The organism is Limnohabitans sp. 2KL-51, assembly GCF_003063645.1.
Classification (GTDB): Bacteria; Pseudomonadota; Gammaproteobacteria; order Burkholderiales; family Burkholderiaceae_C; genus Limnohabitans_A.
The window spans coordinates 20,451-33,787 of sequence record NZ_NESJ01000024.1 but is presented as its reverse complement, the minus strand read 5'-3'; the positions used below and the strand labels follow the sequence as shown (position 1 = coordinate 33,787).

The 13,337-nt window shown below is 51.9% G+C and carries 15 protein-coding genes; 5 read left to right on the top strand and 10 right to left on the bottom strand.

The annotated features are described in order from the left end of the window. Positions 1–148: 148 nt before the first annotated feature. Positions 149–1,594 carry a PLP-dependent aminotransferase family protein gene (locus B9Z49_RS19325; protein WP_108355077.1) on the bottom strand — a complete coding sequence of 482 codons (1,446 nt, stop codon included), beginning with the start codon at positions 1,592–1,594 and terminating at the stop codon, positions 149–151. A gap of 101 nt (positions 1,595–1,695) precedes the next feature. On the opposite strand from B9Z49_RS19325, the gene B9Z49_RS19320 reads away from it, so the two are divergent. Continuing rightward, positions 1,696–2,310 carry an FMN-binding negative transcriptional regulator gene (locus tag B9Z49_RS19320; protein WP_108355076.1) on the top strand — a complete coding sequence of 205 codons (615 nt, stop codon included), beginning with the start codon at positions 1,696–1,698 and terminating at the stop codon, positions 2,308–2,310. Positions 2,311–2,510: 200 nt separating this feature from the next. On the opposite strand, the gene B9Z49_RS19315 is transcribed toward B9Z49_RS19320, so the two are convergent. Together B9Z49_RS19315 and B9Z49_RS19310 are read right to left on the bottom strand one after the other, a co-directional pair. Next, entirely contained in the window at positions 2,511–2,843 is a 333-nt protein-coding gene (locus tag B9Z49_RS19315; RefSeq protein ID WP_233254723.1) for a hypothetical protein, read from the bottom strand. 172 nt (positions 2,844–3,015) lie between these two features. Next, positions 3,016–3,816 carry an amidohydrolase gene (locus B9Z49_RS19310; RefSeq protein WP_233254722.1) on the bottom strand — a complete coding sequence of 267 codons (801 nt, stop codon included), beginning with the start codon at positions 3,814–3,816 and terminating at the stop codon, positions 3,016–3,018. Positions 3,817–3,856: 40 nt separating this feature from the next. Between B9Z49_RS19310 and B9Z49_RS19305 the strand changes: the two genes are divergently transcribed. Then, positions 3,857–4,597, top strand: coding sequence for a GntR family transcriptional regulator (locus tag B9Z49_RS19305; protein WP_108355074.1), 741 nt, complete (start codon positions 3,857–3,859; stop codon positions 4,595–4,597). 21 nt (positions 4,598–4,618) lie between these two features. Further along, positions 4,619–5,608: a tripartite tricarboxylate transporter substrate binding protein gene (locus B9Z49_RS19300; RefSeq protein WP_369913785.1), complete on the top strand. Its 990-nt coding sequence runs from the start codon at positions 4,619–4,621 to the stop codon at positions 5,606–5,608. A 510-nt stretch (positions 5,609–6,118) separates the two neighbouring features. On the opposite strand, the gene B9Z49_RS19295 is transcribed toward B9Z49_RS19300, so the two are convergent. From B9Z49_RS19295 to B9Z49_RS19285, 3 genes are all read right to left on the bottom strand, one after another. Next, the gene (locus tag B9Z49_RS19295) at positions 6,119–6,532 is read right to left on the bottom strand and encodes a type II toxin-antitoxin system VapC family toxin (protein WP_108355072.1); all 414 of its coding nucleotides are present in this window, start codon (positions 6,530–6,532) and stop codon (positions 6,119–6,121) included. Beyond that, on the bottom strand, positions 6,529–6,765 hold the full coding sequence (locus B9Z49_RS19290) for an antitoxin (protein ID WP_108355103.1): 237 nt from the start codon (positions 6,763–6,765) through the stop codon (positions 6,529–6,531). The genes B9Z49_RS19295 and B9Z49_RS19290 overlap by 4 nt, the downstream gene beginning before the upstream one ends. A gap of 267 nt (positions 6,766–7,032) precedes the next feature. Further along, entirely contained in the window at positions 7,033–7,302 is a 270-nt protein-coding gene (locus B9Z49_RS19285; RefSeq protein WP_108355071.1) for a hypothetical protein, read from the bottom strand. 192 nt (positions 7,303–7,494) lie between these two features. On the opposite strand from B9Z49_RS19285, the gene vapB reads away from it, so the two are divergent. Next, positions 7,495–7,728, top strand: coding sequence for a type II toxin-antitoxin system VapB family antitoxin (vapB, locus tag B9Z49_RS19280; RefSeq protein WP_108355070.1), 234 nt, complete (start codon positions 7,495–7,497; stop codon positions 7,726–7,728). Continuing rightward, positions 7,728–8,138 carry a tRNA(fMet)-specific endonuclease VapC gene (gene vapC / locus B9Z49_RS19275; protein ID WP_108355069.1) on the top strand — a complete coding sequence of 137 codons (411 nt, stop codon included), beginning with the start codon at positions 7,728–7,730 and terminating at the stop codon, positions 8,136–8,138. Before vapB ends, vapC begins: the two co-directional genes overlap by 1 nt. A 468-nt stretch (positions 8,139–8,606) precedes the next feature. Here vapC and B9Z49_RS19270 read toward each other — a convergent pair whose 3' ends face one another. The 4 genes from B9Z49_RS19270 to B9Z49_RS19255 are packed head-to-tail and all read right to left on the bottom strand — an operon-like array spanning position 8,607 to position 13,333. After that, entirely contained in the window at positions 8,607–10,151 is a 1,545-nt protein-coding gene (locus B9Z49_RS19270; RefSeq protein WP_108355068.1) for an AMP-binding protein, read from the bottom strand. Then, the gene (locus tag B9Z49_RS19265; protein WP_108355067.1) at positions 10,148–10,969 is read right to left on the bottom strand and encodes an ABC transporter ATP-binding protein; all 822 of its coding nucleotides are present in this window, start codon (positions 10,967–10,969) and stop codon (positions 10,148–10,150) included. The genes B9Z49_RS19270 and B9Z49_RS19265 overlap by 4 nt, the downstream gene beginning before the upstream one ends. 4 nt (positions 10,970–10,973) lie before the next feature. Then, positions 10,974–12,227: an ABC transporter substrate-binding protein gene (locus tag B9Z49_RS19260; protein ID WP_108355066.1), complete on the bottom strand. Its 1,254-nt coding sequence runs from the start codon at positions 12,225–12,227 to the stop codon at positions 10,974–10,976. Positions 12,228–12,259: 32 nt separating this feature from the next. Beyond that, positions 12,260–13,333, bottom strand: a complete 1,074-nt coding sequence (locus B9Z49_RS19255) for a branched-chain amino acid ABC transporter permease (RefSeq protein ID WP_108355065.1) — start codon at positions 13,331–13,333, stop codon at positions 12,260–12,262. Positions 13,334–13,337: the final 4 nt, after the last annotated feature.

Sequence of the window (13,337 nt, the reverse complement as noted above, 5' to 3'; positions counted from 1 at the left end):
TCGCTCCATCAAGTTAGATGTGGCAATAACTGCATTTGCAACGTACCGATTGCACGCGGTTTTATGTGATGCTGGCCCTCCATCATGACCATTCAAAAGAGTGTTCTTGAGATTGCCGGGACAGGTCCTTTGCAGCCATTGAGCGAACTCAGTTCTGCTGAATTGCTTGAGCCAATAGCGCAACACCTTTTTTGATTTCAGTCGGCGTCAACCCGGCATATCCCATAACCAGTCCGGCACACTTTTTCCGTCTAAGCTTGTTGCCTGCCGAGTAAAGCGGCGTGATGCTCCAAATGCCTATGCCGATAGCCTTGGCGCGCGCGATCAGATCTGGTTCATCTTCGATCTGAAAATCTTCCAACCAGACGACGATGTGCAAACCTGAAGCAGTACCTTCAACTCCAACACGTTTGGGCAGGAATTTGTGGATCGCCTCGATCAGCACAGCCCTTTTGTTTTCGTTCGCCCTTCTGACCCGCCTGATATGTCTTTCGTAGGCCCCACTTTGGATGAGTTGGGCAATCACTAGCTGATCAGGACTCGGCGTATGTCGATCTGTCAGTTGCTTGGCCTGGCGGAAAACCTTCACCAGTTCCGCAGGCAACACCAGATACCCGAGTCGCAACTGCGGTGAAAGCGTTTTTGAAAACGTCCCGATATAGATGACTGAGCCATCGACATCCAGCGACTGCAGCGTCTGCACAGGTCTTAAGCCGTAGCGAAATTCACTGTCATAGTCGTCCTCGATGATCCAGCAGCGGTTTCTGGCCGCCCACGCCAGGAGCTCACGACGGCGGCCAATGGACATGACGGATCCAAGCGGGAATTGATGAGACGGGGTCACATAGACCAGCGCATTTTTGACATTGGGCAACTGGTCGCACATGAGCCCTTGCTCATCGACGGTGATCGGCGACACCTTAGCCCCCATGGCTTCAAAGTTCAGTCGTGCACCCAAATAGCAAGGCTCTTCCATCAACACCTCCGACCCCGGGTCGACCAGCAGTCGTGCACAAAGATCAATGGCCTGTTGTGCGCCCTGGACGATGATGATTTGCTCTTGAGAGCACGACAGCCCTCTTGCCCGCAGCAAATAGCCCTGTAGTTCTGAGCGCAACTCGGTTGCACCTTCGGGTGCGGCATAGTAAAGACTGGACTGCCGCTTCATGAGCGCTTGGTTGTAGAGCTTTCGCCACATGAGCCGGGGAAAGTCTTCATCCGCAATGGCGCCGTAGAGAAAGTTGATTTCTCTTGGTTTGATTTCAGGCGTGACAGGTAACTTCAATGCCGAGGTACGTCGCCCGTAGGCCGACAGCTTGCGTTGCTCGCTTTGAATAGGTTTTAGGGATGGACGATGTGCCTTCGCGAGGAGAGGGAAGTTCAAGGACACGCGAGCGCGTGAACCAGGTGCTGTTTCAATATACCCCTCGGATGCGAGTTGTTCGTAAACGGTGACCACAGTAGACCGAGAGACGCCCAGATCGGATGCCAATGCCCGGGTTGAGGACAGTTTTTCACCCGGGCTGAGTTCTCCAGCATGAATCTTGAGTCGGAAAATTTCACAGACCCGCTGGACCGATCCGATTTTTTGCATGATCAACTGGTATGTTTAATTTAATCAAAATTGGATCTTCATGGTAAACCAGAATAGACTGAAAATTCGGTCATCAAATTCTTCAGAGACCCGTTGAGACCATGTACATTCCAGCCCACTTTTCGATCAAAAACGCTGAGCTTATGCACCAGATCATTCAGGCCCACCCTTTGGGAGTTCTGGTGACTATGACCCCTGAAGGCCTGGACGCCAATCACATTCCTTTCGAACTGGATGCTGGCCGTGGCGTGCTCACGGCGCATGTGGCAAGGGCTAATCCCGTTTGGCAACAATGCGGCAATGGAATGGACGCATTGGTGATTTTTCGCGGCGAAGAAAGCTACATTTCCCCAAACTGGTATCCCAGCAAACACGAATTCCATCGCCAAGTACCCACTTGGAATTACGAGGTTGTGCACGTCCATGGACGCATGGTCGTTCAGGACACGGAAAAGTTTGTGCGTGGCGTGGTGGGTCGCCTGACCCGCAAGCATGAAGCCATAGAAGAAAAACCATGGAAGATGGGAGATTCAACCCCCGAGTTCATCGACGGCATGCTCAAAGCCATTGTTGGCATTGAAATCTCCATCACACGGATGGAAGGTAAGGCCAAGCTGAGCCAGAACCGTGAGGACCGAGACCGCCTCAATGCCGCTGAAGTACTTGCAAGTCACGGTGAAGTTGAATTGTCCCAAGCTATGCGCAAGGCTAAATAAGTATGCCATCACCAGATCAACTCTAGTTGCGCATCAATATTTAGAATGACGAACCGAACCCCAAGTGCTTGATTTGCTTACCCATCAAAAACTTAGACGGTTTGCGATCTGGTATCTTCTGGTCCGCCAAGACTATTTCGAACTGATTCCAAGTCGTTCGAACAATTTACAACCCGTTCGGGGCCTCCTTGGGTGCGCCGCTAGAACTCCTTCCGGATCAGACAGGCTTCTTCATAGGCCTCGATGTCTTTGAGCCGGTACAAAACTTTCCCCACGATCTTCAAATACGGCGGCCCCTCGCCGATGGTGCGCCAGCGCTGAAGGCGTGCGACTGAGCACACCCAACGATCGGCGAGCATTATTTCGGTCAGTAGCTGGCGGGCTGGTTCGGCCGGGACCTCTGGAACCAACAGTATTGGCTCGAACTTGGGTTCGTTGGCTGCGGTTTTGGCGATGCCACTGGACAAGGCGTCCAGCACGTCGCCCATTTTTTCAGGCCTTGGGTTCGAGGATGAGGTGTTTTTAGTAGCCATGGCCTTGCTCCTTGATGCCTGTATGCAATGGTTTCATATAGGTTCATACCGGTTGGCTAGGCGTTTGTTCTCAGCGGGGGGGGTGCATCCCAAGGGATGGGCTGCTTTCGGCCACAAGCGGACGATCAGGCAAATTGATTTCGATAGTTTTCGCCGACAAGTGATATCTGCTCTAGCGAGTAAACCCATAAAGTTGCGAGGGGTTGTGAACCATGACTTGCTCAAAGGCTTGGGCATTGATCCATTCTTGCGCTTGGGCAATGAGTGTCTCAAAATGCCCAAATTGCTCATGGTTGGTGCACGGCCAGTCACTACCCCAAAGCAACGCGCTGGGTCCCATTTCTCTGAGCAAAAGAGAAGCCAAACGTTCCGAATTAACGTCTCCCAAACGATAAGCGCCACTCAACTTCACGAAGACCTGTGCAACACTGGCACGCTTTTTCAGTGCAAGCAACGTAGGGTCAGAGACACTGGCTTCCAGTGGTTTGGCCATATGGTCCAAGACAAGCGATACGTCAGAAGGTATCTGATCAAGCACATGTGGCAATCTGCCTTGATCTGTATGAACTTCGAGGTGCCAATTCAATCGATGGATGGCTGCCCAGATGTTGTCAGACCGCGTCCACTCTGGGATGTCATGAGACAGACCCGATAAATTCAAACGGATGCCGCGAACCCCAGATTGATGCAGGGTCTCTAACTGTTCGATGCAAACATCTGGGCTGACCACGGCGATACCACGGAGCAGGTCCGGGTGAGACTCCAAGGCATCAATCATGAGACTGTTGTCTGTGCCCAAAAAGCTGGGTTGAACCCAAACTCCGCGCGTCACCCCCACATTTTGGGCTTGTTTCATCCAATCGGACAGCTGCGCGCTGTATTGCGGCACATATCGAGTACCTTCAACTGCAAGCCCCGCATTGAAAACATGGAAATGGGTATCGATCCAATTTTTTGACATGCTTAAATTCATGGTGTAAATTCTAGTCCTCTAGATGTCTAGAATCAAATTGATGACAACACTCGTAAAAAACCATTCACTTGGCCAAAGTCGATACGGCAATTTGGCGACTGCTTTGCGCGATCGAATCCTGCAGGGTGAATGGGTTCCGGGTGAGGTTATCCCTGCCGAATCGGCTTTGGCGCAAAGTTATGGTGTGGCACTGGGCACCATCCGGCAGGCGTTGTCACTGCTGGTTCAAGATGGCGTGTTGCAACGCCGGCATGGCAAAGGCACCTTTGTGACCACGGGTGTTAATGGCGCCTCCATGATGCGATTTTTTAGATTTCGTGGCACAGACGATGCTGCCAGCATGACCCCTAATTCGCATATTCTGGGCAGTCGGTTGCGCAGTGCCAGCCTGCAAGAAATTCAGGCAATGGGCATGGCTAAGGGTTCTCAAGTCCTTCAAATCGAACGTCTTCGAAGCCTGGAGTCTGAACCCTGTTTGCTCGAAACCATCGTTTTGCCACTGCCACTTTTTGGCGCTTTGGCCGACTCCGACACGGATGCATGGGACGACTTGTTGTACCCCATGTACCAGCAACGGTGCGGGGTTGTGATTCAAAAAACACAAGACAGTCTGAGCTTTTCTCAACTCAATGCCAGACAAGCCAAGCGTCTCAAGCTTGCTGCAGCACACCCTTGCGTTCTGGTTGATCGTCAGGCTTTTGATATAGCGGGCCGCTGCGTCGAACTTCGCACCACACGCGGCGACGCGTTTTCTTTCAAGTACACCGCACAGGTGCAATAACAACTTCCTAGGAGATATTTCATGAATGGTTTTTCCCGACTCCAATCCATCGGCTGGATGGCGCTTGTCACATCTGCACTCTGCGGGACAGTGACATCTGGTTTTGCACAAACGGCCTACCCCAGCAAACCGATCACTCTGGTGGTGACTTACCCGCCAGGCGGTGGCGCAGATGCCATGGCCAGACTGATTGCACCCAAAATGGGTGAAGCCCTGGGCCAAACGATCGTCGTCGAAAATAGGCCAGGCGCAAGCGGGCAAATTGGTGCGGCCGCTGTTGCCAAAGCCAACCCGGATGGCTACACCTTGATGCTGGATGCTTCATCTTTTTCCGTCAATCCTTCGCTGTATCCCAAACTGCCTTATGACAGTCTCAAGGCCTTTCAACCGATAGGCGTAGTGGCCTTGTTCCCGAATGTGGTCTTGGTGAACGCCAATTTCCCGGCGAAGAACATGGCAGAACTTACGGCAGCTGCACGCAAAAGCAAGGATGCCGTGTCCTATGCATCATCTGGCAATGGTTCTGCACAGCATTTGGCGGGCGCATTGTTCGAATCCGCTGCCAAAGTAGACATGATTCATGTCCCCTACAAAGGGGGTGGCCCAGCACTCAACGATGTGATCGGCGGACAAGTTCCACTTTTCTTTGGCAACCTTGCTTCAACGCTGCAGCACGTTCAATCGGGCAAATTGAAAGCGTTGGCCGTGACTTCGGGCAAGCGCTCCCCCATCCTGCCCGATGTTCCCACTCTGAGTGAATCGGGCTTGAAAGGCACTGAAATTTACGAATGGAATGCGGTATTTGCACCGGCCAACACATCAGAGCCTGTGATGAAAAAACTGGCCGCTGCATTTCAACAAGCTTTAGATGCGCCTGAGGTCAAAGCTCGCGTGGCACAACTGGGGGGCGAGCTGCAAAAAAGTTCCCCCGAACAGGCCAGCGCATTCATTGAACAACAAATCAACCTGTGGGGTCGTGTGGTCAAAGAAAGAAAAATCATCATCGAATAATTTCCGCAATGAATTAGCGAGAGATGCATTCCCTAAAACTTAACTGGCCGCTTTAGAGACCTATGAAGAGTTTCTTGAGCGGCTGCTAAGGGTCAAAGCAGCCGCCAAAGCCTTTCTCCCCTATGTCCGCTATGGGTCGAAGGGGCACAGTGGGACAACCTGGCAGGTTCTAATTCCGGAGCCTTTAGCACAGAGGATCTGAAAACTCTCGGTACAAGAAGATGTCTCAACATTTAGAATAATGAACTGGGGCCCAAGTGCTTGATCGGCTTGCTCTTGGGAAATTTAGTCGGTTTGCGATCTGGTATCTTCTGGCCCGCCAAGACTATTTCGAACTGATTCCAAGTCGTTCGAACAACTTACAACCCGTTCGGGGCCTCTCTAAGTGCGCTCCTAGAACACTTTCCGGATCAGACAGGCTTCTTCATAGGCCTCAATGTCTTTGCCTCTTGTGTGCTGGAATATAAAGTTTCCCTATGAAAAGGTGAATTGGATCAAAGAGATTTGATTTCAGTGGTTGCTGACCCAATTTTCAACACGCAGCCCAGCGTAATTCACAAAGTCCGCTTCGTTGTTGGTGACCAGTGTCACCCCTAAAGCGAGCGCATGGGAGGCGATGAGTTTGTCAAGGGCATCGCGGTTGCGATCTTTGTAGGCTGCTCGGATGGGGCCATAGGCCTTGGCAGCTTGTGCATCGAAGGGCGCGACCATGATGTCTTCGCGCAAGCTTTCCAGCGCCGCTCGGTTGGTTTCCTGTGCCGCGGTGCTTGAGCATGCGATACCAAATTCAAGCTCAGCCAAAGTCACCGCAGAAATAACAACGTCACCCACAAAGCACTGAGCAAACCGCTCTCGCACCTCAGGCGGCTGGCGCTTCATTAGATAGATGAAGATGTTGGTGTCGAGCATGTATTTGGGATTCATAAAGTCTCGCGATCGCCCTCTATGTTTTCGCCCCGGCCCTGGGCCATGAAGTCAGGTGAGAACTTGGCAAGTTTGCCCAGCACATCGCCCATGCGGCGTTGGGCTGGGCGGATGCGCAACTCGTCCCCTTTTCGCTCGATGACCAGATCAACGTCCCAAGTGCTGTAGGCAAGCTCGGCAGGAATGCGAACGGCTTGCGAGTTGCCGTTCTTGAAAAGTTTGGTGTTGGCCATCGTGAACCCTTTTTGGATGTACGTGTACATCTTAATCCAGGAGGGAGCGAATGTAAAGCCAAGCATCAAGTCGATCAGCGGCGCGAGTTACATCAATATATCGACATTTCGAAAGATGAACCGGACCCCAAGAGCTTGATTTGCTTACCCATGAAAAACTTAGGCGGTTTGTGATGAAGCAAGTTCTGCCCCGCCAAGACTATTTCGAACTGATTCCAAGTCGTTCGAACAATTTACAACCTGTTCGGGGCCTCCTTGGGTGCGCACCTAGAACACTTTCCGGATCAGACAGGCTTCTTCATAGGCCTCAATGTCTTTGAGTCGGTACAAAACTTTCCCAACGATTTTCAAGTACTGCGGCCCCTCGTCGATTGTTCGCCAGCGTTGTAGGCGTGCGACTGAACACACCCAGCGATCGGCGAGCATTATTTCGGTCAGTAGTTGGCTGGCACGTTCGGCCGGGACCTCTGGAACCAACAGTTTGGGCTCGAACTTGGGTTCGTTGGCTGCGGTTTTGGCGATGCCACTGGCAAGCATTTACTTGTGGCGATGTTTCGGATTTCCAATCCACGGCTCATGTGCACAGGAACCTCCCCTGGTCATGGAATCAGTGTTTGTGACAGTCTTTAATGGGGCTAACTCAGCGGAACCGAGACCTTTGTAAAACGCCCAATTGAACACTGCGGAGCCGCCATATACAATTGCTATATACTTTTCTTGGGGGTCATCATGTCCATCGGCACTGTTTTCGTAAATAACCGTACCCAGGCCGTTCGTCTCCCTTTGGACGTGCGTCTACCCGAGGGTGTCCAAAAGGTAGAGATTCGCGTCAAAGGTAACGAGCGCATCATCTCACCCCTAGGCCAAACCTGGGACAGCTTCTTTCTGGGTGGCCCCACAGTTAGCGACGACTTCCTGCCCGAGCGCGCCACCCAGCACCAGCCGGAGCGGGAGGCGCTCTGATGCTGCGATACCTGCTGGACACCAACATCGTCATCTACGTGTTGAAGCTGCGACCTGTCGAGGTGCTTTCCACTTTCAACGCCAACGCCAGCCGCATGGCAATTTCCTCCATCACCCTCGCCGAACTCTTGCACGGTGCGGAAAAAAGCAGCCGCGTCAGCGAGAACTTGGCCGCTGTCGAAGATTTTTGCAGTCGCCTACAAGTTTTGCCCTATGGCCCCAAGGCCGCGCAGCATTACGGAGTCATTCGCGCCGCCTTGGAAAAACTCGGCCTGCCTATCGGTGTGAACGACATGCACATTGCAGCGCACGCTCGCAGCGAAGGCCTGGTGCTGGTGACGAACAACTTGGGGGAGTTCGCACGAGTGCCTGCGCTGGAAGTTGAGAACTGGGTTCAAACAGCGCAGTGATTGATGAGTTGACGTGCATCAGCCGCACAAAAGAGCAATTACTGCTACGGCAAGTTTGTCGAGATAGTTACGGTGGGCCTGCAAATGCCCTTTGAAGTGACATGACGCCGACTGCTGTAGGCTGTATGCTGTCGTTCACGGCTCATCGACTGACCGGCAGCATCCGAACTTTTATTGAATTTTGACGTATCTGCTTAAGTTTGATCTTTGGAAAGGATGCTGCCTTTCTTTTAACTGCCCTTAATCCGGAGGAAAAGTAAAAGCGGTCTTCCAACAAGACTTATCAGCTAATATATAAGTAACTGCTTGACCTGCAACTCCGAAGGACACTGCAAAATGCAACTCAAATGAATTAGAGCAACAGTTCAGTCGTCCAGAGTGACAGAATGTACACATCCTTAAACTGATATAAATATCAAGTCATGTCTTGGACAGTTATTTTTCATACGCATCAATAAACATCTGGGTCTAAGGCGATCCAAACGCTGCTTTGATGGCATCTCGGTCATGAGTTCCATCTGCCTTGCTTGGAAGACTATCTGCAAAAATGACACTGCGTGGCCGCTTATAACTAGCAATTCGTTCGCCTACAAATTCGATCAACCCTTGCGAATCGACCATTGAACGGATAACGCAAACTGCCCGCACAGACTCCCCCCAACGCTTATCAGCCACACCGAATACAGCCACATCCACAATAGCGGGATGTGTTCGAAGAACCTGTTCCACCTCCTCGGGATAGACGTTTTCTCCGCCGCTCTTGATCAGTTCTTTATTTGGAAGTCGCCCAACATATACCAAACGTCCGTAGGGGTCAAACTTGCCCACATCGCCGGTATGTAGCCATCCGCCACGAAGAGTAGCGGCTGACACATCGGGTCTGCCCCAGTAGCCCACGAACACAGTAGGTCCCGAAATAACAATTTCACCTATTTCACCTGCTGGCACCGTAAAAGCCGCTTCGTCGACAATCCGTATCTTGCTCAGAGGTAAAGGGTATCCGGTGCTTCCATCTGCCAGTGCATGAGACATCATAGAAACAATCCCACCTGCCTCCGACTGACCGTATACAGCCCAGAATGTTGCCCGTGGGCAAGATGTGTGAAACCACTTGATCACATCTGGCGTATCCAGACCGCAGACGTGGCGAAGAGACGTCATTTTTTTACTTGAATTTTGTAGCTTTAGGAGCTCCGAAAGCATGGGGGAGAACTCTCCTAATAGCGTAGCTCCATATAACTCTATTGCATTTAGCGCCTCGGCAGGGTTGAAGCGCGCCTTCAAAATGCTGCAACCACCAACACGTGCTGTAGCCAGCATTAGGCTTAATGCTGTGATGTGGAAAAGTGGCAGTGCACAGATATGCACGTCACTGCTATTTAGTGTCCATATCTGACCCAGCTGCTCCGCACCGCACAACAAGTTTCTGTGTGTTAGAACTGCGGCCTTGGGACGTCCATCGGTCCATGCCGTATGGATGAAACACACAGGGTCGTCAGGCGCAACGGACTCATGCTGAATATCTCCGGGATCACCTCTGAAATCATCTAAACAAAGAAATCCTTCTAAGCTGCCATCGATGACGATGGGTCTGCTAACGAAGTCGTGACATTCAACATCACTTAGAAGGGGTGAGAGTTCTTTACTTGTAAAGAGCAAAGCTGGTAAGTCATTACCCACAACCTTGGCGATTTCAGCGGGCGAAAGTCGCCAGTTGATGGCAGAGACGATTACTCCAATGCGAGCTGCTGCGTAGAAGATTTCCACGAAGGGGAGCCCGTTTTGCGCGAGTAAAGAGATCCGGTCCCCTGACCGAAGTCCAGCGCGATGTAGACCAACGGCAAGTCCCGCAGATTTTCGTTCAAGTTGTGCATGAGTGACCGTCACCTCACCATCTGTAAATGCTGACTGCTCGCCATAAAGACGGGCGTTAAGATTAAGCAATTCGCCGAGTGTGGGGCAACACTCGCCCAATGGGTCTTGGACAGGAAAATGTGTTGCTGTATCAGTCATGTTAGCCAACGTTTGCGGCGCCGATAGTGTTTAACCGCGTGATAGTCGGTCTGGTGACCTCCCCCGAGATAAAACTGCTGAATGTCAGGATTAGCGCTAACTGATTCGGCTGTGCCGGCCATTACCACTCTGCCGTTTTCTATCAAATAAGCGTATCGTGCAATCGATAAAGCCGCGACGGCATTCTGCTCAACCACAAGAACTGCTACGCCTGCGTCATGATTAATCCGGCGTACGATGTCAAATATCTCATCAACGAGCATGGGCGAAAGACCAAGGCTGGGTTCATCTAGCATTAGCAAACGCGGTTCAGTCATGAGGGCCCGGCCAATAGCAAGCATCTGCTGTTCTCCGCCCGAAAGATACCCGGCTTGCGTTTTCGCTCTTTCACGCAGTCGAGGAAACCAGTCGAGGACCTGCTCAGTCAGATCGCGAACCTTTGCGCGGTCCTTATGCATTGAGGCAGCAGCAATCAGATTTTCGCCAGGAGTAAGGTGCTCGAATATTCGTCTGCCTTCAAGCACGTGAGCAACGCCGCGACGAACGCGCGTGGATGGTGCTAGACCAAGTAAGTCCTCGCAGTCAAAAACCGCTTCGCCACGCGACACACGCCCGCGTTCAGCAGCCAGCAGGCCGCTGACAGACTTAAGGACCGTGCTCTTGCCTGCACCATTGGCACCAAGAAGGGCCACCAAGCCGCCGCGTTCGACCGCAATGGACACCCCTTTTACTGCGAGTGCTACGTTGTCGTACAAGACCTCAATGTTGTTGAGGGCGAGAAGCGGCTGATCCGCCGCAGCATTGGTGGCAATACTCACGACTTTAGCCCCCCTTCTTGAACTCGGCTGAAGATTGCTTGATAAGTTCCCAAACGAGATCTTGATCAGCCGAAATCCAGTCCGATTTAGCTACCCAGCGTCGTCCATCCCACTGCGCTACGCGTCCCATCCCACCACCCTGGTGATCTGCCTTGGTTATAGTGGTCGATGGAGCAAGGCCCTCTGCGGTGAACTTGGTGATGCTACGTAGACCTTCGTTAAGAGTCTGAGACGTGATCGTTGCCCCCTTGCTGATCTCTAGCGCTTTACGAGTGCCCTCGACCATAAGCGCCGCGGAGAGCACGCCGATGTTGTAATAAGATGTTCCCACGAGTTGTTGGGGCCCGGAACCCTTTCCTTTACCCACAACGTCTTTGAGGATATCCTGGATGATCTTGGGTTCACGACCTGACGCAGCACCCTCGAACTTGAGGACGCCCTTAGCTGCATCCTCACCGACCACTTTCATATCGGATTCTGAAAGCCAGACCACTGAAGCGATCTTGTCCGGCGAGATGCCGTTGCGAATAGCCTCCTTGAGTGACACAGTCTGACCAACACCTCCTCCCCAAATCAGCGTCCAATTCGGGTTAGCGCGGCGCACTTGTGTCCAAACTGCAGCCTGCTCGTTACCGGGTGGCGCATAGGGAAAGGGTAGTAAATCGAAACCGCGGCGCTTGGCAATTTCACGTAAAAGTGGCAGCGGCTCCTTACCGAACGGCGTGTCGATATAGACAAAAGCAATTTTTTTGCCTTTGAGATCTTTTTCCTGGCGCGTGATGTATTCGATGAGCACTGATGCTTGAGACCAGTAACTAGCAGACATGGGAATGACATAAGGAAAAACCGAACCATCTGCTGCATCGCTACGACCCGAAAACATGGTGACTAGGTTTATTTTGTCGTCGAGCGCACGTGGGACTAGTGCGCGACTGACGGGCGTGGACAGCGGGTCAACCAGCAGGACACCTTCACGTTTGAAGCGCTCGTATGCTTCGATCCCTCGCTGAGTCTCGTTGCCAGTGTCAACAATTTCAGCCTGGATTTTCCAACCGCTGATGCCTCCTCGCTCGTTCACAAGGGTGAGATAGTCGCGTTGACCTTGGCTATATTCTGCCGTTACAAAGGTGTAGACCTTTGTAAAGTCCTGCGCCATACCAAACTTAATCACCTTTTCTTGGGCAATTACGTTAGGTACATAACCCGCACCTAGAGAAGCTGCGGCAGCGAGGACCATCTGACGTCGATTGAGTTTCATGCTTTGTCTCCTAGTTAGTTGAAAAAAAGACCTTACCGCCGCATGTGACGGAAAGGCCAGACGAGAAACATCTTGCGAACGTTGTCGTAAATCTTGGCGAGGCCTAATGGCTCAAACAGCAGGAATCCGACGATAAGCGCACCATACAAAATTAGTGGGGCATGCGTCGTCAGGTCAGTACCAAGTTTTAGTCCGAATCCAGTGGACAGGGTCGCCAACATCTGATTGAGTAACGCGGGTGAAAGCAGGATCAAAGCCGCGCCTAAAAAACAACCTAGTACGCTACCCAAGCCACCGACAATGACAATTGCAAGCATCTGTATCGATAGGTCGATGTGGTACTGTTCCGGAGAGACAGCCTTGTAATAACAAAACGCTAAGAGAGCACCAGTGACGCCTCCAATAAAAGATGCAACCCAAAACGCAAGCAATTTGTATCTAAACGCACTCACGCCGAGGATCTCTGCTGCGTAGTCCTTCTCACGTATGGCAGCTAGTGCCCTCCCGAGACTGGAACGACGTACGTTGAGCATGAAAATCGTAACGACGGCACAACTTGCAAGTGCAACGAAGTAAAGCCCCGCATCAGACCTAACCGACTGCCCAAGAATTTTGACTACTGGTAGCTGCAGCGAAGCTTGAGAACCACCGCTGATTACACTTACATGAAGGACAATAAAGTCAACCAGATACTGTAGGGCTAATGTGGTTACTGCCAAATACAGTCCTTTCACTCTTAATGCTGCAGCGCCAAAAATTGTTCCGATGATGGCTGCTGCGAGTCCGCCGAGCATTAGTGCAACCTCGAGTGGAATTCCGTTGCGCGCTGCATGGCCCGCAGCATAGGCGCCGATACCCATGACTGCTCCGTAGCCTAAGTGCACTTGCCCCGCTCCGCCCATCAGAAGATTCAAACCCAATGCAGCTGTTACCCAAAGTAACCAGGGCATGAGATAAGTGTTCAGATAAAGAGCAGGCAATATCCATGGCGCTAAAAGCGCGAGCACAAGGATCGCTCCGATGAGCGCGCGATCGAACTGCATTGGGAACAATTGTCTCGCCTGTAGATAGCTGGTATGCCGAATGCCGGCCAAACGATAGAACATGACA

Bases quoted from the DNA above. Each gene is read 5' to 3' on its own strand.
- B9Z49_RS19315 (WP_233254723.1), bottom strand. From the start codon at position 2,843: ATGGCTACTAAAAACACCTCATCCTCGAACCCAAGGCCTGAAAAAATG.
- B9Z49_RS19285 (WP_108355071.1), bottom strand. From the start codon at position 7,302: ATGCTTGCCAGTGGCATCGCCAAAACCGCAGCCAACGAACCCAAGTTC.
- B9Z49_RS19320 (WP_108355076.1), top strand. From the start codon at position 1,696: ATGTACATTCCAGCCCACTTTTCGATCAAAAACGCTGAGCTTATGCAC.
- B9Z49_RS19300 (WP_369913785.1), top strand. From the start codon at position 4,619: ATGAATGGTTTTTCCCGACTCCAATCCATCGGCTGGATGGCGCTTGTC.
- B9Z49_RS19255 (WP_108355065.1), bottom strand. From the start codon at position 13,333: ATGTTCTATCGTTTGGCCGGCATTCGGCATACCAGCTATCTACAGGCG.
- vapB (WP_108355070.1), top strand. From the start codon at position 7,495: ATGTCCATCGGCACTGTTTTCGTAAATAACCGTACCCAGGCCGTTCGT.
- B9Z49_RS19295 (WP_108355072.1), bottom strand. From the start codon at position 6,532: ATGAATCCCAAATACATGCTCGACACCAACATCTTCATCTATCTAATG.
- B9Z49_RS19325 (WP_108355077.1), bottom strand. From the start codon at position 1,594: ATGCAAAAAATCGGATCGGTCCAGCGGGTCTGTGAAATTTTCCGACTC.
- B9Z49_RS19305 (WP_108355074.1), top strand. From the start codon at position 3,857: ATGACAACACTCGTAAAAAACCATTCACTTGGCCAAAGTCGATACGGC.
- B9Z49_RS19260 (WP_108355066.1), bottom strand. From the start codon at position 12,227: ATGAAACTCAATCGACGTCAGATGGTCCTCGCTGCCGCAGCTTCTCTA.
- vapC (WP_108355069.1), top strand. From the start codon at position 7,728: ATGCTGCGATACCTGCTGGACACCAACATCGTCATCTACGTGTTGAAG.
- B9Z49_RS19290 (WP_108355103.1), bottom strand. From the start codon at position 6,765: ATGGCCAACACCAAACTTTTCAAGAACGGCAACTCGCAAGCCGTTCGC.
- B9Z49_RS19270 (WP_108355068.1), bottom strand. From the start codon at position 10,151: ATGACTGATACAGCAACACATTTTCCTGTCCAAGACCCATTGGGCGAG.
- B9Z49_RS19310 (WP_233254722.1), bottom strand. From the start codon at position 3,816: ATGAATTTAAGCATGTCAAAAAATTGGATCGATACCCATTTCCATGTT.